This window comes from Pseudomonas sp. LBUM1674, assembly GCF_059695635.1.
Genome location: NZ_CP166779.1, coordinates 600,139 through 617,562, shown reverse-complemented (window position 1 = coordinate 617,562; position 17,424 = coordinate 600,139). Strand labels below are relative to the sequence as shown.

Sequence of the window (17,424 nt, the reverse complement as noted above, 5' to 3'; positions counted from 1 at the left end):
ACAATCCGAATCACCAAGATAATTAGCGAGTAACGTATCCCTGGCCAGAGAAGAATTAACCTACATACTCTGGCGTATTTTTTCACGAGATCAAAAAGAAAAAGCCACAGCAACTGGAGTAAACACTCGTCTGCCATGGCTTTTTTGAACAACGAGCAAGGCGTCAGGAGGTGGGCTTCTCTCCGTACCAGCGTGGGGTATACACCCAATCACCGCCACCTGGACGTGCAAATACGCAGGTAGTAGACGATCCCACCAGAACCATGGTGCGCATATCCACCTGGTCCGGAGTCAACTGGCCAAGCGTCGTCACTCGTAGCGTCTGTCCTGGGCGACCGATGTCGCGCCCCAGGACGACCGGCGTCTGAGGCGTACGATGTCGAGCGACAATTTCCAGCGCCCGGCCAAGCTGCCATGGACGGGAACGCGAAATCGGGTTGTAGAACGCCAGAGCCAGGTCAGCCTGTGACGCCAGATCGAGGCGCTTCTCGATAATGTCCCACGGTTTGAGGTTGTCAGACAGCGACAGGACACAGAAGTCATGACCCAAGGGAGCACCGGCCTGGGCGGCTGTCGCCAGGGACGCGGAAACGCCCGGCAAAATTTCCAGATCGACGTTGTGCCACGCCGGATCGGTGGACTCGTGTAGTGCTTCCAGCACCGCCGCAGCCATGGCAAAAACACCCGGGTCGCCCGATGAAACCACTACAACCGAACGCCCTTGCCCCGCCAGCGCGAAAGCGTGACGCGCACGCTGCATCTCTTCACGATTGTCGGTGCAGTGCATCACTTGGTCAGCGCGGAATGGGCCGGCCATGCGCACATAGGTTTCATAGCCCAGCACGTCATTGGCGCGAGCCAGCTCGGCCTTGACTGCCGGGACCATCAGTTCGGCAGCGCCAGGGCCAAGACCGATCACCGCAAGTCGGCCGCGCAGACGGCCAATCGCCAAGGGATCCAAAGGTTTCTCGGCAACCGCGATGGCAATGGCCTCATCACCCAAGATCAATACAGGCGGCTCGATGGCGTTGCTTGCCAGCGCGCTGACCGCACCGACATCGTCGGCAAAGCGCAACGGCACGCCCAGTTCAAGCGCCGCTTCACGCAGCGTCGGATTGGCCATTTCGGTGTCGGCAGCCAGCAGACAGGCCACCGACTGCACGGCGATTTTTGCCCGATGCAACGCGTCGCGAACGGCGCCGGGCACACTGACTGCGTGGGCACTCACCGCGACCACAACGTTACGCGGATAGATCAGCAGTTCGTTGGCCGCAGGCTCACGCTCGGCATGACCGACATGCACGGCCAGCCGTGCTCGCGGATTTTCAGGCAACTGTGCTTGCGCCAACCACGGGGCCGCACCCTCGATGCGAACCGTTTCACCCGCCAGCAAATCGGAAACGAAGCGTTTGCCCAGTTCCAGATCGCCGAGGGCATAACCGCTTGGCGGATTGAGCAGGCAAGTTCCGAAACGCAATTCACCACTGGTGGTGATGGCCGCCGCCACGTCCAGCACAGTAGCAATTTCTCGCGCCAGGACATTCACGCCGCCCAAACCACCGAGCAGCGGCACCACCGCGCTGCCGTCTTCGGCAACGGCCAGCACCGGCGGCTCGGCGCCCTTTTCAACCAGCAGTGGCGCCAGGGTGCGGATCACGATGCCGGCTGCGCACAGGGCAATGATGGGTGTGTCTTGCTGATAGAGTTCGCGCAAGGTGGTGCCAAATTCGTGATACTCACGATCCGCACCCTCGACCCGTTCGGCCAGACCGTGGATCGACGCGCCGGGGTAAGCCTGCTGAATTTTACGCGCGGTCGCGAGGCTGCCATTGCCGAGAATGACAATCGCCGGAGCTGGACGAGTCATCAGCCTTGCCACCTTTCACCAGGGACGATGATCAGCGAGAAGTATGGTGACGACATCGGCTCGACCTGATCCAGCGGCACGATCTTCTGATTGGCCATGGTCGCACGTTCGACGTACAGCGCACGTTCGGCCAAGCCGAGTTCTTTCAATACCTGACGGACTTTCGGGAAGTTGCGCCCCAGCTTCATGATCACCGCCGCATCAGCATCCGCCAGACGTCGCTTGAGGTCATCGTGCGGCAACACGCCGGACAGCACTGACAGGCTCTGGTTACGATACACCAACGGCGCACCGAGTACCGAAGCGCCGCCGAGCATCGAACAGACACCCGGCACGACTTCGGCCTCGTAACGCTCGGCCAGACGATCGTGCAGGTACATGTAGGAACCGTAGAAGAACGGATCACCTTCACAGATCACCGCCACGTCACGGCCGGCGTCGAGATGCGCAGCCAGTTCCTGGCCGGCCGTATCGTAGAAATCGCTGATCACTTGCTCATAAGACAGCGGCGCCGGTAACGCTTCGGTCGTCACCGGATACACCAGGGGCAGCAAGGTTTGAGCGTCCTGCAGATGCGCTTCGATAATCCCGAACGCGTTGCCCTTCTTGCCCTTGGCGACGAAGTACGCCACCACTGGCGATTCGCGCAGCAGACGCAGGGCTTTGACTGTAATCAACTCCGGATCACCGGGGCCGACGCCAAGGCCGATCAACCGTCCAGGTGTCTGCATCATTCGATCTCCGTGGCGAGGGCATTGACGGCGGCGGCGGCCATGGCGCTACCGCCCAGCCGGCCTTGCATGATGACAAAAGGCACACCGCGACTGTCCGCCGCCAGCGCTGCCTTGGATTCGGCGGCGCCGACGAAGCCCACTGGAAAGCCAAGGATCAGCGCGGGTTTCGGGGCGCCAGCGTCGAGCATTTCCAACAGATAAAACAGCGCGGTCGGTGCGTTGCCGATCACCACTACGCTGCCCTCCAGGTGCGGTCGCCACAGTTCGAGCGCGGCGGCGGATCGAGTGTTGCCCAACTCGCGGGCCAGTTCGGGAACGCTGTCATCGCGCAGGGTGCAGATGACCTGGTTGTTCGCTGGCAAACGGGTGCGGGTCACGCCTTCAGACACCATCCGCGCATCACACAGAATCGGTGCGCCTGCGGCCAGCGCCTCACGTCCGGCCTTGCCCGCGCCTTCGGAAAACTGCAGACCGTCTATCGCATCGACCATGCCGCAGGCGTGGATCACCCGTACCGCTAGTTTCTCCAGATCGGCGGGTATCCGGTCGAGATTGGCCTCGGCGCGAATAATCGCGAAGGAATTGCGATAGATCTCCTGACCGTCGCGAATGTAATCAAGCATCAAGGGGCTCCGTGAACGGGCGTCGAGCAAGGCGCCGACCGCTTCAATAGTAAGGTTGCGTGCGTGCAGGGCGCCGAAACCCGGCTGCCGCGCATCGCGAAAATAGAGGTCGTAGTGACCGGGGCCGGCAGCCAGCAGCGTGACCGGAGCAACATGCGCAGCGGCACAGGAGCGCGAGCAACCGGACAGATGAACGTTTAAGACTTGAGAATGGCCCTGCAGTACAGCCGCCAGTTGCAGGGCATCACCCTTGGTGTCGGCCAGGCCTTTGCCGCATCCTGTTGAACCTGTGCAGGCGATCAACCGCGACAAGGCTTGATCGGCTTCGCACAACAGGCCCAACTGATGCAGGCGGCGGATGACTTCGGCTGCGTTCTCGCTGCGAATGTTCGGCAACAGCAGGCTTTGCCATGGCGTGAACCGCAGCGTTGCATCACCGTATTCCTGCGCCAGTTGAGCGGCGCCTCGGAGCATGGCGCAATCGAGCCGGCCCAGCGGCGGCACGGCGCCGACATAGACATGATCGGCTTGCGCCTGCGGATGAGCGCCAATGTGCAAAACGTTTGAATTCAATGAACGCTGCCACTTTGCAACAGGTTCGAAGGACACGCGTTCGGCCAGTCGAGCGAGGAACTCGGCGGCCGGCACGCTGATCAGCAAATGCCGCATCCGCGTTTGATCGGGATCCGCCAGTTCCAGGAATAATTCGAGCACTGCGACCACCAGAGCATGGCCGTCTTCGAGTGCAACAGAACCCGCCGGCCGATCGGTGGGACATCCCGCCAGGCCGAAAGCCAACCGCCGCTCGCCCTCATGCTCGACAGCGGACAACCACACATCATGGGGGTGTTCGAGCATCGCCAAACCTTCGCCGCCATCGAGTTGCACGGCAAATTTGGCGCTGAGGTCGTGAAAGGGTGCATGCCCTTGCAGGGTGGCGAGGATCCGCCGGGCCAAGTCACGTGTATCGAACAGCATCTGTCGATCAATTCCCGCGCTCGGACTCAGCATCAGATTACGCACATCGTCGCCCGCCGCATTCGAAGGGCCAAGGCCCGCGGCGAGCAGACTTTCGATCAACGCTGCCTGCTCATTGGCGATGCCGCGAATCTGCAGGTTAGCCCGGTTGGTTGCCTCGATCACTGAACGGGCATAACGCTGCGCACCCTCGGCAACGGCATTGGCCTGCACTGCACTGATGGCGCCGCCTGCGAGTTTTATCCGGCAGATACCACCATCTCTGGCCTGTACGATACGCAGCAACCCCGGACAAGCCGAGGGGCGTAAAGCGCGGGATACAGGGAGTTTGTTCAAAGGGATGACCGGATCAGAAGTGGACGCACCTCCTGACGGAGGCGAGCCGTATTATGCCTGCTTTACCGCGCAGCATCATAAGTCCGCGTGTCGCAAATGCTCCGGCCTCCAGCCAATCATGCGGCCTCCCTCACAGACGCTCCTGATAGAACTCGAATATGGCGTCAGCGATCCGATCGAGCCGGTCACTCAACTGCGATCGGACTTCTTCAAATCTGCCTCTGTTCAGGGTAAAAGGTGCCGCTCGATGCATGAGCGTCACATTCCCCTCGTTCCAGTCCCAAAACAGAAAATTTTCTCGCTGGGATCGAGCCTTCAACGAAAAATCACTCAAATCCAGTGACAACCGCCCCTGACTGTCATATTCAGCGGGGGCGATCGCAAACTCCCTGCCACGCCGACTTTCCGTGGACAATGACCCCAGCACCGAAGTATTAACCAATAGCGTTTCAAACATCTCTTGGGTAACTTTTGCCATTTGGCTGTTAATCGCTGCAATCCTGCTCAAATAAGTCTGACTTACCCTGCCTGAAAAGTTATTGTAACTTTGCTCGACGACACGTTTTTCGTCGACCTCCCAACCCATGTCCCCTAGCACGACGGCAAACAGGGAAAACCAGCCCTGAGCGTCTGTTTCACGATTGCGCGCCTGACTGGCATACCACTGGGCATACCGTACGCTTGAGTTGACGTCTCGCTTGTCCTGTCGTGTCATGCCCCTTGCCGTACTGATCAGATTACCGCCCAAGAGCGATCCGGCGGCCGCTCGTTGATCCAGCAAGGCACGATGTTGAACGGCCTTTATCTTTCTCACTGCAAAATCACGTTCAAACGCTTCAGAATAAGCCGCCAAGTCCAGGCCTGCTATTTTATCAAGATCCATAGCTCATCCGTTTGACTATTAATAAATCCTTCCATAAAAATCAGGTTATACAACTTCAGAACCACCAGCCACTGACCAGCGCAGCCAACTTAAAACATTCTATTACTCCAATTTACTGCCGCCGCGTTATCATGTGCCGCTTTATGCAGATGAATAGAGAACACCTATGGCACGCTGGCTGACCGTGACAGGTATTGGTGAGGACGGCTTCACAGGTTTGGGCAAGTCTGCCCGGCATGCGTTGTTGGCCGCGTCGAAGATCTTCGGCAGCCAACGACAGTTGGACCTGTTGCCACCCTGCATCCGCGGAGAGCGCCACACCTGGCCCAGTCCGTTCTCCCTCGATGCGTTGCTGGCCATGCGAGGCGAGCCGGTTTGCGTGCTGGCCAGTGGCGATCCGATGTTCTTCGGCGTCGGCGCCAGCCTCGCTCGGCAATTGCCGAGCAATGAAATGTTGATCTTGCCGGCGTCCTCTTCCTGCTCTCTGGCCGCGGCGCGAATGGGCTGGCCATTGCAGGACGTGGTGACGCTGTCGGTGGTCGCCCGCCCCATCGCCGCGCTCAACGCACAATTATTCAGCGGCGTTCGCCTGCTGGTACTGAGCAACGACGGCCACAGCCCTGCCGCAATCGCCGCGCTGTTGCGCGAGCGCGGGTTCGGGCCGAGTCGCCTGAGCGTGCTGGAACATCTTGGCGGTGAAGCCGAGCGACGCATCGACGGTGTCGCCAACGACTGGACTGATCCAGAAGTCGCCGACTTGAACCTGATCGCCATCGAATGCATCGCCGAATCGAACACGCCGCGCCTGTCGCGACTGGCCGGCCTGCCGGACTCAGCCTTCAGGCACGACGGTCAATTGACCAAGCGCGACGTACGCGCCATCACCCTCGCCCGTCTCGCCCCGGTTCCCGGCGAACTGCTGTGGGACGTCGGCGCCGGCAGCGGGTCGATCGGCATCGAGTGGATGCGCGCGCACCCCGGCTGCCGCACACTGGCGATTGAAGCCGATGAAGGGCGCCAGCAATTGATCGAGCACAACCGCGATGCCCTCGGCGTGCCCGGCCTGCAATTGATTCGCGGCAGTGCGCCGCAAGCGCTGGCCGGACTCGAACGCCCGGATGCGATTTTCATTGGCGGAGGCGTGACCCGCGACGGCGTGCTGGACACCTGCTGGGCTCAGCTGAAACCTGGTGGGCGACTCATCGCCAACGCGGTCACGCTGCAGAGCGAAATGACCCTCATGGCCTGGCGCGAGCAACACGGCGGGGAGCTGACGCGAATTCATATCGCCCAGGCGCAGCCGTTGGGCGACTTCGATACCTGGCGCCAGGCGTTGCCGATCACATTGCTGGACGTGGTCAAGCCCTTCGATGCGTGACGAAACCGCCGAACAACCCGCACCGCTGCGCAGCGGCCTGACCACTGGCAGCTGCGCCACCGCCACCAGCCTCGCGGCTGCTCGCCTGCTGCTGAGCGGAGTGAGCGCAGATGCCGTGGCAATCGTTTTGCCCAAAGGCAAGCAGGTACAGATGCGCCTGGAATTCTGTCGGCTGCTGGATGAGGGCGCCGAAGCCGGAACCCTCAAGGACGCGGGTGACGATCCGGACGTCACCCACGGCGCCCTGCTGTACTCGCAGGTACGCCTCGATGCCGCGCCGGGCATTCGCTTCAATGCCGGCCGTGGTGTCGGTACCGTCACCCGGCCAGGTCTGGTGCTGGGCGTCGGCGAGCCGGCGATCAACCCGGTGCCACGCAAGATGATCAGCGACCACCTGACCCTGCTCGCCGAGGAACTCGATTATCGCGGCGGCTTCGAGGTCACCGTAAACGTCGAGGGCGGCGAGGCGTTGGCGTTGAAAACCATGAACCCGCGCCTGGGCATTCTGGGCGGTCTGTCGATTCTCGGCACCAGCGGCATTGTCCGGCCGTTCTCCTGCGCCGCCTACATTGCCTCGATCCATCAGGGTATCGATGTGGCCAAAACCAACGGTTACCTGCACATCGCAGCGTGCACCGGCAACGCCAGCGAAGACACCATGCGCCAGGTCTACGACTTGCCGGAAATTGCCCTGATCGAAATGGGCGACTTCGTGGGTGCAGTGCTCAAACACCTGCGCAAAGTGCCGGTGGACAAGCTAAGTATTTGTGGTGGTTTCGGCAAGATCAGCAAACTGGCCGCCCGGCACATGGATTTACATAGTCGGCATTCGAGCATCGACCTGCCGCAACTGGCCGAGTGGGCTGCTGCCGTCGGCGCCGACGAGGCGTTGCAGCAGGCGATCCGTGAAGCCAACACCAGCCAGCAAGCCCTGGCCATGGCCAGCGCCGCCGGGATTGCCCTCGGTGATGCGGTGTGTCGGCACGCGCTGGAATTTGCCCGTAGCGTGGTGCCGGCGCAGGTGCAGGTCGAAGTGTTTGCCATCGATCGCCAGGGCGGGATTGTCGGCCACGCAGGAGCCTTTCAATGAAACGCATTTTGTTGCTGGGCGGAGTGACGGAGGCCCTGGCCATCGCCCGAACCCTTGGGACGGAACACATCTATAGTCTGGCCGGAGTCGGTCGCGTACCGACTGATCTGACTTGCCAGGTTCGCGTCGGCGGCTATGGTGGCGCAGAGGGGTTGGCGCAGTTCATCCGCGATGAAGGGATCGATCTGTTGCTGGATGCGACTCACCCCTACGCCGCACAAATAAGTCAGAACGCGGCGACCGCCGCTTGTTTAAGCGGTATTCCCTGCTGGGCGCTGAGGCGTCCATCCTGGCAACCACAAGCCGGGGATGACTGGCGCGAAGTCAGCGACTGGGCCGAGCTGATCCAAGCACTCAAACCCTTCCGGCGACCGCTGTTCACCCTCGGCCGCGAACCCTTGCAGCACCTGGATGAAATCCCGCCGGAGCAATTCTGGACCTTGCGCGCGCTGGAGGTTTATCCGGGCAACGAGCGCAGCGAAGTGATCGGCGCGCGTGGACCGTTTCTGATCGAGCATGAACGCGAGCTGTTTAAACGTCGGCAGATTGATGTGCTGATCAGCAAGAACAGCGGCAGCACGGCTACCGAGCCGAAGCTGGAAGTGGCGCGGGAGCGCGGCGTGCCGGTGATTGTTTTGAAGCGGCCGGTGTTGCCGGGGGTTGATCGGGAATTTGGTTCGGTGGGTGAGCTGCTAAAAGTCCTGTCAGTGTCAGACGACTCCTGAAGCCTACATAACATCGCGACTTTGCCGGCATCACTCTCGGACGGAGCCGGCTATCTACTCTGTGCCTTCACTTCTACAGTCCGGGTGCCCTGCACTAATCAGGTACACCAACCCGGTAATGAGGAGTAAATCATGACCGAACAATTCACCCGTTTCGATGCCGCCGATTTTCTCAAAACGCCAGAAGAAATGGCCGCTTATCTGGACGCTTGCTTTGAAGAAGATGCAGGCGACGGTGTTCTGATACGCGCGGCACTTAACGACATAGCCCGAGCACAGGGAATGACACAGATTGCCCGAGATACGGGCCTGGGTCGTGAGAGTCTGTACAAAGCGTTGAGCAGTACCGGCAATCCTGAATTCGCGACTATCATGAAGGTGATGAAAGCCTTGGGCTTGCGCTTGCATGCCATCGCTATCTGACGGCGCTGCGACACCACACCGCACGCCGCATTTTTACTTATCGGCCCTGATCAGGCTAAATAGCCGCGCCTGATCGCCCACCCACCGGATCCGTCCCATGTCCCGACAACGGCTCGCAATTGCCTGGATCGCCTGCTTCGCAGTGCTGTTCAACATGCTCGCCATGCCGATGACGGGAGCGATGGCGCAGACGGCGAAATCGCCGGCGGACCAGTTGCTGTGGGGGAGTTTCTGTTCGTCCAGCGGCACGAAGATGGTGGCGATTTCCCTGGGCGATATCGAGCAGAAAGCCCCGCAGGGCGACGATCATTCCAACATGCAGCATTGCTGGTGCTGCTCCGGGTCGGCACCACTGGTGGCGTTGCCCGGGCATGTGCAGCAGCTATATTTCGCGCTGTTCGATGCCAATCGAAGCCAGCCCGCCGCCGCTCTTGAATCGCCCACTCCACGCCAGCAATGGCCGAGCCTCAACCCCCGCGCTTCTCCTCTGGTGTGATTTCTTCTCGCAATTGACCTGCGTCTTGAATCGTTCCGGAGAACTGCCATGTTGAACAAACTCATCGTTCTGGCTGCGTTGCTGCTGCCTGCCTGTTTTGCCAATGCCCATGAATACAAGGCCGGGGAGCTGGAAATCGCTCACCCCTGGTCGCAGGAGTTACCGCCCAATGCACCGACCGTCGCGGCTTACTTCGAAATTCATAACAGCGGCAAAACCGCTGACCGACTGCTCAGTGTCGAGTCGCCCATTGCCGGCATTGCCCAGTTGCATGAGCATGTGAAACAGAACGATCTGATGAAAATGCAGCAGGTGCCGAGCGTCGAAGTCCCGACTGGCGGCACAGTCGTTTTCGCCCCGATGGCCTATCACGTGATGCTGCTGGAGCTAAAAGACCGCAGCCTGCTCAGCGATGGCAAGCGTTTCCCGTTGACGATGCATTTCGAAAAATCCGGTGACGTGACCGTTGAAGTCACGGTGCAGAAAAAGGCACCGGATGGCATGCAATCCCATGCGCATGTCCAGTAGCCAGAAGAGCTGAACACGCCCATGCGCCCACTTAGCGCCAGGTCATCCACGAGCCGTCGTCAGCCATCGAGCCTGACCCGCGGCCGCTGGATCGGCCTGTTCGCCATGTTGATGATCTTTATCGGCCCGCTGATTTCTCAGTCGATGCCGATGGATCAGCGCGCGTCGGCAGTGATGAAAATATCCATGAGCATGTCGATGGACATGAACATGGATATGGGTAGGGATATGTCGGCGATAGAGCACGCCGGGCATGGCGCCCCGGCCACCGCCGAGCATTGTCCGCCGCTGGCCGAACATCACGCGCTGTGGGAGAAATGCGGCTATTGCAGCCTGTTGTTCAACTGCCCAGCGCTCACCGGCGGCCAGTCCTTCGTCGCATTCGACCCACCAACAGCGACCACCTACACCACCCTCCCCACCCGTCTGGGTCACGCCCGGGCAACCTTCTTCCCCGGCGCCCGCACCCGCGCCCCGCCCATCGTCGCGTAAACGCCGCCTCCGATCTCACACGGTCCAGAAGACAGCCGCAGCTGCCGGCCGTGTCGTGCGGCATTGGACATGAGTTTCTAACAAGAAAAGTCAAAGGATCGCAGGCTACGCCAGCTCCTACATGGGAGCGCGTACACCCTGTAGGAGCTGTCGAGTGAAACGAGGCTGCGATCTTTTACAGGCAATAGATTCGCCAAGCGGAGCACAACCGATGAAACAGCCCACACCGAATTTCTACAACCTGGCCTGGCGCTGGCATTTCTATGCCGGTCTGTTCGTCGCGCCCTTCATGGTGATGCTGGCCCTGACCGGCGTCATCTACCTGTTCAAACCGCAACTCGATCCGTTGATGTACGGCAGCTTGCTGAACGTCCCTGCCGGGCATCACAGCGTTCCGGCCGACGAGCTGCTCAAGCGGGTCAAAGATGCTTATCCACAAGCAACGATCAAGCAGTACCTGCCACCGGTGAACGCCGAACGCAGCGCACAATTCGTCGTCACCAATGCCGGCCAGGAGCTGAACGTTTTCATCGATCCGTACCACGGCGACATCCTCGGCGAGCAGGACGCCAAGAAGAACCTGCAAGCGGTGGCACGAGCCATTCACGGCGAGCTGATGATCGGCACCGTCGGCGATCGACTGGTCGAACTGGCCGCAGGTTGGGGCATTGTACTGGTGGTCTCCGGGGTGTTCCTGTGGTGGCCACGAGGCCAGGCAGCCGGCGTCCTGTGGCCGCGCCTGAGCAGTCGCGGACGCGTGCTCTGGCGTGACTTGCACGCAGTCACCGGGTTCTGGGGCGCCGCGTTTCTGCTGGTGATGCTGCTCAGCGGCATGACCTGGACCGGGTTCTGGGGCAAGCAATACGCCGGCGTGTGGAACGTATTCCCGGATGCAATGTGGAATGACATGCCCAAATCCGACGTCGAGGCGCGTAGCCTCAACAGCGCTACGCGCCAGACCGTGCCGTGGGCCATGGAAAACACGCCGATGCCGATGTCCGGCGACCACGCTGAACACATGGCCCACGGTAATGCCCAAGCCGGTCCCGCCGCACCCACCATCAGCTTGCAAGACGTGCAGAATATCGCCGGGCAACGCAAGGTCGAACCGGGTTACAGCATCACCTTCCCGACCACGGCCACCGGTGTCTTCACCATCGCCGTATTCGCCGACGACCCGCGCAACGACGCCACCCTGCACGTCGATCAATACACCGGCGACGTCCTCGCCGACGTACGCTGGGAGCATTACGGCAACGTCGCCCGCGCCACGGAAATGGGCGTGATGCTGCACGAAGGCAAGATGTTCGGTGTGTTCAACCAGATCATCGTGCTGCTGATCTGCCTGATGATCCTGCTCAGCGCTGTCAGCGGCGTGGTGATCTGGTGGAAGCGTCGCCCGCAGGGCAAGCTCGGGGTTCCGCCCCTGCGTCACGACTTGCCGAAATGGAAAACCGCGATGGTCATCATGTTCGGGCTGGCGGTGGCGTTTCCATTGGTGGGTGCTTCGCTGGTGGTGGTGTGGCTGCTGGATCGGCTGCTGTCGCGATTCAACCGGCAAACCGAATCCGCCCCCTATTCATCATGAAACAGACACATTCCCACTGAATGTACGCACCACCCCCCGTAGGAGCTGTCGAGTGAAACGAGGCTGCGATCTTTTGATCTTGCTCTTAAAAAACAACATCAAAAGATCGCAGCCTCGTTTCACTCGACAGCTCCTACAGTTCGTACAGCGATATCCGCGCCCCAATGTGGCGCACCTCGACGCACCACTGCCCCAGCCTCGTCCCTCGATGGTGCGGCGCCAATCGCGGCAACCGCTCTAATACGACATTTCCCTGCCTTTTGCCGACCAGGCACAGCCCTTGCTAAAGACTCTTCAGTAGCCCGCATCTGCCAACCAAGAAAAATGTCTAACGTTCATGGAGATCGCACAATGAAGCGTCGCAGCTTGATCAAGGCTTTCACACTATCGGCAAGCATTGCCGCGATGGGCATGACCTGGACCCTCCAGGCCGCCGAGACCATCAAGGTCGGTATCCTGCATTCGTTGTCCGGGACCATGGCGATCTCCGAGACCTCGCTCAAGGACATGGCGTTGATGACCATCGACGAGATCAACGCCAAGGGCGGCGTGAACGGCAAGATGCTCGAACCCGTGGTAGTCGACCCGGCGTCGAACTGGCCGCTGTTCGCCGAAAAGGGCCGGCAGTTGCTGACCCAGGACAAAGTGGCCGTGGTATTCGGTTGCTGGACCTCGGTGTCACGCAAATCGGTATTGCCAGTGTTCGAAGAACTCAACGGCCTGCTGTTCTACCCGGTGCAATACGAAGGCGAAGAGATGTCGCCGAACGTGTTCTACACCGGCGCCGCACCGAACCAACAGGCGATCCCGGCGGTGGAATACCTGATGAGCGAAGAAGGCGGCAGTGCCAAGCGCTACTTCCTGCTGGGCACCGACTACGTCTACCCGCGCACCACCAACAAGATCCTGCGTTCGTTCCTGCACGCCAAAGGGGTGGCAGACAAGGACATCGAAGAGGTCTACACCCCGTTCGGCCACAGCGATTACCAGACTATCGTGGCCAACATCAAAAAATTCTCCGCCGGGGGCAAGACGGCGGTGATCTCCACCGTCAACGGCGACTCCAACGTGCCGTTCTATAAAGAACTGGCCAACCAGGGGCTGAAAGCCACCGACGTTCCGGTCGTGGCGTTCTCGGTCGGTGAAGAAGAACTGCGCGGCATCGATACCAAACCGCTGGTGGGTAATCTCGCAGCATGGAACTACTTTGAGTCGGTCGAGAACCCGGCGAACAAGAAGTTCGTCGCCGACTGGAAAGCCTACGCCAAAAAACACAACCTGCCGGGCGCCGACAAAGCGGTGACCAACGACCCGATGGAGGCGACCTACGTCGGCATCCACATGTGGGCGCAGGCGGCCGAGAAAGCCAAGTCCACCGACGTCGACAAAGTCCGCGAAGCCCTGGCCGGCCAGACCTTTGCCGCGCCGTCCGGTTACACCCTGACCATGGACAAGACCAACCACCACCTGCACAAGCCGGTGATGATCGGCGAGATTCAGGCTGACGGTCAGTTCAACGTGGTGTGGCAGACGCAAGGGCCGATCCGTGCCCAGCCGTGGAGCCCGTTCATTCCGGGCAACGACAAGAAGCCGGAGTATGCGGTGAAGAGCAACTAAGCCACTGGATGTCGGGGCTGAACACTTCGTTCAGGACCGACATAAATCCCTGTGGGAACTGGCTTGCCTGCGATGGCATCACCTCGGTGCATCAGATACATCCAGTCGTCTGCATCGCAGGCAAGCCAGCTCCCACAATGTCCGTGCAAGGCGACTTTCTATGCCCACCGCCCTTTACCGCATCATTCTCGCCATCGCGCTGTTGTTGCCGATGGCTGCGCATTCCGGCGACGCCGAAGACTTCGTCGCGGCCAATCCCATGCAACAAGCCAAGCTTCTCGAATCCTGGGCCGCGCAACCCGATCCGGCCCGTGTCGAACTGATCGTCGCCCTGCAACAAGGCGAATTGACCATCGATGGCCAGACGAAAACCCTGCGCCTGAACAACCACCTGCGGGGTCTGATCGACACCGCCATGGCCAGCCACCAGTTGCTCGCTGCCGACGCCAACACCCGTCTGGCCGCCGCGCAGCAATTGCAGAAAAGCGCCAAACCCGCGCAGCTGACATTCCTCGATCAGCAACTGGCGAGCGAAAAAGATGAAAGCGTTCACGCAGCGTTAAGCCTTGCGTTGGCCAACCTGCAACTGGTCGATACCGACCCGACCGTGCGCCTCGCCGCCGTCCGGCTGCTCGGCGAAACCGGCGATCCACTGGCCCGCACCCGCCTGGAAGGTTTGCTCGAACCCGCCGTCGAAGCCGATGCCACGGTTCGCACCGCCGCCGAAACCAGCCTCGCCCAGGTCAAGCGCAAACTGCTGATCGGCGAGATGCTTGGCCAAGCCTTCAGCGGCATGTCCCTCGGTTCGATTCTGCTGCTCGCGGCCCTCGGTCTTGCGATCACCTTTGGCCTGCTCGGCGTGATCAACATGGCCCACGGCGAGATGCTGATGCTCGGCGCCTACTCGACCTATGTCGTGCAGTTGATGTTCCAGCGCTACGCTCCGCAAGCCGTCGAGTTTTATCCATTGATCGCCTTGCCAGTGGCATTTTTCGTCACCGCCGCAGTCGGCATGGCCCTGGAACGCACAGTCATTCGCCACCTCTATGGCCGTCCGCTGGAAACCCTGCTCGCCACCTGGGGTATCAGCCTGATGCTGATTCAACTGGTGCGGCTGGTGTTCGGTGCGCAGAACGTCGAAGTGGCCAACCCGGCGTGGCTATCGGGTGGGATTCAGGTTTTGCCGAATCTGGTGCTGCCCTACAACCGCATCGTGATCATCGCCTTCGCATTGTTCGTGGTGGTGCTGACCTGGTTGCTGCTGAACAAAACGCGCCTGGGTCTGAACGTTCGCGCCGTCACGCAGAACCGCAACATGGCCGCCTGCTGCGGGGTGCCCACCGGGCGCGTCGACATGCTCGCTTTTGGCCTGGGCTCGGGTATTGCCGGTCTCGGTGGCGTGGCCCTCAGCCAGATCGGTAACGTCGGCCCGGACCTCGGCCAGAGCTACATCATCGACTCGTTCCTGGTGGTGGTACTCGGCGGTGTCGGTCAGTTGGCCGGTAGTGTCCTGGCCGCCTTCGGCCTAGGGATAGCCAACAAGATTCTCGAACCGCAGATCGGTGCCGTGCTCGGCAAGATCCTGATCCTCGCGCTGATCATTCTGTTCATCCAGAAACGTCCGCAAGGCCTCTTCGCACTGAAAGGACGGGTGATCGACTGATGAACCAGCCTCTGATGCTTACCGCCAGCCAAAAGGCCGGCCCAAAAGTCACTATCGCTGTCGGTGCGGTGGTCCTCGTTTTGCTGCTGACGTTGCCGCTGCTCTCGCTGTTGTCACCCGACAGTGCGTTTCACGTTTCGGCTTATACGCTGACGCTGGTGGGCAAGATTCTCTGCTATGCCATCGTCGCCCTGGCGCTGGATCTGGTCTGGGGTTACGCCGGCCTGCTGTCTCTGGGCCACGGCCTGTTCTTCGCCCTCGGCGGTTACGCGATGGGCATGTACCTGATGCGCCAGGCCTCGGGCGATGGCTTGCCAGGGTTCATGACCTTCCTGTCGTGGACCGAATTGCCGTGGTACTGGACCGGCACCAGCAGCTTCCTCTGGTCGATGTGCCTGGTGGTATTGGCCCCGGGATTATTGGCGTTGGTGTTCGGCTTCTTCGCCTTCCGTTCGCGGATCAAGGGCGTGTATTTCTCGATCATGACCCAGGCCCTGACCTTCGCCGGAATGCTGCTGTTCTTCCGCAACGAAACCGGGTTTGGCGGCAACAATGGCTTCACCAATTTCCGCACCATTCTCGGCTTCGGCATTACCGAACCGAGCACTCGCGCGGTGCTGTTTTTCGCCACGGTGGTGTTGCTGGTGGCGAGCCTGTTTATCGGCTGGCGCTTGGCCCAGAGCAAGTTTGGTCGGGTCTTGACCGCGCTGCGCGATGCGGAAAATCGCCTGATGTTCTGCGGCTACGATCCGCGTGGTTTCAAGCTGTTTGTCTGGGTGTTGAGTGCGGTGCTGTGTGGCCTGGCGGGCGCGTTGTATGTGCCGCAAGTCGGCATCATCAACCCGAGTGAAATGTCGCCGACCAACTCCATCGAGGCTGCCGTCTGGGTTGCACTGGGTGGTCGCGGCACCTTGATCGGTCCGCTGCTCGGCGCGGGTGTGGTCAACGGCATGAAGAGCTGGTTCACCGTGGCGTTCCCCGAATACTGGCTGTTCTTCCTCGGCGCGCTGTTCATCGTCGTGACGTTGTATCTGCCTAAAGGCGTGATCGGCCTGCTTAAAAAGAGAGGTGAGCAATGAGAGTCACTGCGACGGCTGAATTCATGCTCGAACCGGCGTTTTTCCCGGTGGAGCCCAACAAGGACGCCGGCAGCAGCCGCGACGCCATCGGCCTCGGTCAAAGTGTCGGCCCCGGCCTGGACACCCGCCACGGCACCATCCTGACCCTGGAAGACATCAGCGTCAGCTTCGATGGTTTCAAGGCACTGAACAATCTGAACCTGTACATCGGCGTCGGTGAACTGCGCTGCATCATCGGCCCCAACGGCGCGGGCAAGACCACACTGATGGACGTCATCACCGGCAAGACCCGACCCAGTCACGGCAAGGCCTGGTTCGGCGAAACCCTGGACCTGACGCAGATGAGCGAAGTGCAGATCGCCCAGGCCGGCATCGGGCGCAAGTTTCAGAAGCCGACAGTGTTCGAAGCCTTGAGCGTGTTCGAAAACCTTGAGCTGGCGCAAAAAACCGACAAGTCGGTCTGGGCCAGCCTGCGCGCTCGTCTGAGTGGCGAACAAAGAGATCGCATCAGCGAGGTGCTGGACACCATTCGCCTGACCACCTCGGTCAATCGTCCGGCGGGCTTGTTGTCCCACGGTCAGAAGCAGTTTCTGGAGATCGGCATGTTGCTGATGCAGGACCCGCAATTGCTGCTGCTCGATGAGCCGGTAGCGGGCATGACCGATGCCGAAACCGAATTCACCGCCGAACTGTTCAAACGCCTGGCCGGCAAACACTCGCTGATGGTAGTGGAGCACGACATGGGTTTTGTCGGGTCGATTGCCGACCACGTCACCGTGTTGCATCAGGGCAGCGTGCTGGCGGAAGGGTCGCTGGAGCAGGTGCAGGACAACGAGCGCGTCATCGAGGTTTACCTCGGTCGATAGGCCCGCAAATACAACCCCTGTAGGAGCTGGCTTGCCAGCGAAAGCGTACTTTCAGGCG

16 protein-coding genes and 1 pseudogene are annotated in these 17,424 nt (G+C 60.6%); 12 read left to right on the top strand and 5 right to left on the bottom strand.

What is annotated here, in order from left to right:
* Positions 1-163: 163 nt before the first annotated feature.
* The 5 genes and pseudogenes from cobJ to ACA067_RS02785 form a co-directional block, all read right to left on the bottom strand.
* The gene (cobJ, locus tag ACA067_RS02805; protein ID WP_497460522.1) at positions 164-1,867 is read right to left on the bottom strand and encodes a precorrin-3B C(17)-methyltransferase; all 1,704 of its coding nucleotides are present in this window, start codon (positions 1,865-1,867) and stop codon (positions 164-166) included.
* The gene (locus tag ACA067_RS02800) at positions 1,867-2,601 is read right to left on the bottom strand and encodes a precorrin-2 C(20)-methyltransferase (protein ID WP_497460521.1); all 735 of its coding nucleotides are present in this window, start codon (positions 2,599-2,601) and stop codon (positions 1,867-1,869) included. Before ACA067_RS02800 ends, cobJ begins: the two co-directional genes overlap by 1 nt.
* Entirely contained in the window at positions 2,598-3,224 is a 627-nt protein-coding gene (locus tag ACA067_RS02795) for a precorrin-8X methylmutase (protein WP_497462717.1), read from the bottom strand. Before ACA067_RS02795 ends, ACA067_RS02800 begins: the two co-directional genes overlap by 4 nt.
* A pseudogene (gene cobG / locus ACA067_RS02790) lies at positions 3,225-4,538 on the bottom strand (precorrin-3B synthase); the annotation flags it as partial.
* A gap of 130 nt (positions 4,539-4,668) precedes the next feature.
* Entirely contained in the window at positions 4,669-5,421 is a 753-nt protein-coding gene (locus ACA067_RS02785) for a hypothetical protein (RefSeq protein WP_497460520.1), read from the bottom strand.
* A 166-nt stretch (positions 5,422-5,587) separates the two neighbouring features.
* Between ACA067_RS02785 and cbiE the strand changes: the two genes are divergently transcribed.
* The 12 genes from cbiE to urtD all read left to right on the top strand — a co-directional run bounded on the left by cbiE (position 5,588) and on the right by urtD (position 17,366).
* Complete coding sequence (gene cbiE / locus ACA067_RS02780) at positions 5,588-6,799, top strand: precorrin-6y C5,15-methyltransferase (decarboxylating) subunit CbiE (protein WP_497460519.1); 1,212 nt, start codon at positions 5,588-5,590, stop codon at positions 6,797-6,799.
* Positions 6,792-7,889 (top strand): cobalt-precorrin-5B (C(1))-methyltransferase, encoded by a 1,098-nt coding sequence (locus ACA067_RS02775; RefSeq protein ID WP_497460518.1) that lies wholly within the window; start codon positions 6,792-6,794, stop codon positions 7,887-7,889. The genes cbiE and ACA067_RS02775 overlap by 8 nt, the downstream gene beginning before the upstream one ends.
* Positions 7,886-8,614, top strand: a complete 729-nt coding sequence (locus ACA067_RS02770; RefSeq protein ID WP_497460517.1) for a cobalt-precorrin-6A reductase — start codon at positions 7,886-7,888, stop codon at positions 8,612-8,614. Before ACA067_RS02775 ends, ACA067_RS02770 begins: the two co-directional genes overlap by 4 nt.
* Before the next feature lie 132 nt (positions 8,615-8,746).
* Complete coding sequence (locus ACA067_RS02765; protein ID WP_497455125.1) at positions 8,747-9,037, top strand: addiction module antidote protein; 291 nt, start codon at positions 8,747-8,749, stop codon at positions 9,035-9,037.
* Positions 9,038-9,134: 97 nt separating this feature from the next.
* Positions 9,135-9,533 (top strand): DUF2946 domain-containing protein, encoded by a 399-nt coding sequence (locus tag ACA067_RS02760; RefSeq protein ID WP_497460516.1) that lies wholly within the window; start codon positions 9,135-9,137, stop codon positions 9,531-9,533.
* A 48-nt stretch (positions 9,534-9,581) separates the two neighbouring features.
* A complete protein-coding gene (locus ACA067_RS02755) occupies positions 9,582-10,061 on the top strand; it encodes a copper chaperone PCu(A)C (RefSeq protein WP_497460515.1) in 480 nt (159 codons plus the stop codon).
* A 21-nt stretch (positions 10,062-10,082) separates the two neighbouring features.
* Entirely contained in the window at positions 10,083-10,553 is a 471-nt protein-coding gene (locus ACA067_RS02750) for a DUF2946 domain-containing protein (RefSeq protein WP_497460514.1), read from the top strand.
* A gap of 211 nt (positions 10,554-10,764) precedes the next feature.
* On the top strand, positions 10,765-12,141 hold the full coding sequence (locus ACA067_RS02745) for a PepSY-associated TM helix domain-containing protein (protein WP_497460513.1): 1,377 nt from the start codon (positions 10,765-10,767) through the stop codon (positions 12,139-12,141).
* A gap of 351 nt (positions 12,142-12,492) precedes the next feature.
* Complete coding sequence (gene urtA / locus ACA067_RS02740) at positions 12,493-13,758, top strand: urea ABC transporter substrate-binding protein (RefSeq protein WP_497460512.1); 1,266 nt, start codon at positions 12,493-12,495, stop codon at positions 13,756-13,758.
* Between the two features lie 160 nt (positions 13,759-13,918).
* Positions 13,919-15,421 (top strand): urea ABC transporter permease subunit UrtB, encoded by a 1,503-nt coding sequence (urtB, locus tag ACA067_RS02735; protein ID WP_497460511.1) that lies wholly within the window; start codon positions 13,919-13,921, stop codon positions 15,419-15,421.
* Positions 15,421-16,500: an urea ABC transporter permease subunit UrtC gene (urtC, locus tag ACA067_RS02730; RefSeq protein ID WP_497460510.1), complete on the top strand. Its 1,080-nt coding sequence runs from the start codon at positions 15,421-15,423 to the stop codon at positions 16,498-16,500. The genes urtB and urtC overlap by 1 nt, the downstream gene beginning before the upstream one ends.
* Positions 16,497-17,366, top strand: a complete 870-nt coding sequence (urtD, locus tag ACA067_RS02725) for an urea ABC transporter ATP-binding protein UrtD (RefSeq protein WP_497460509.1) — start codon at positions 16,497-16,499, stop codon at positions 17,364-17,366. Before urtC ends, urtD begins: the two co-directional genes overlap by 4 nt.
* Positions 17,367-17,424: the final 58 nt, after the last annotated feature.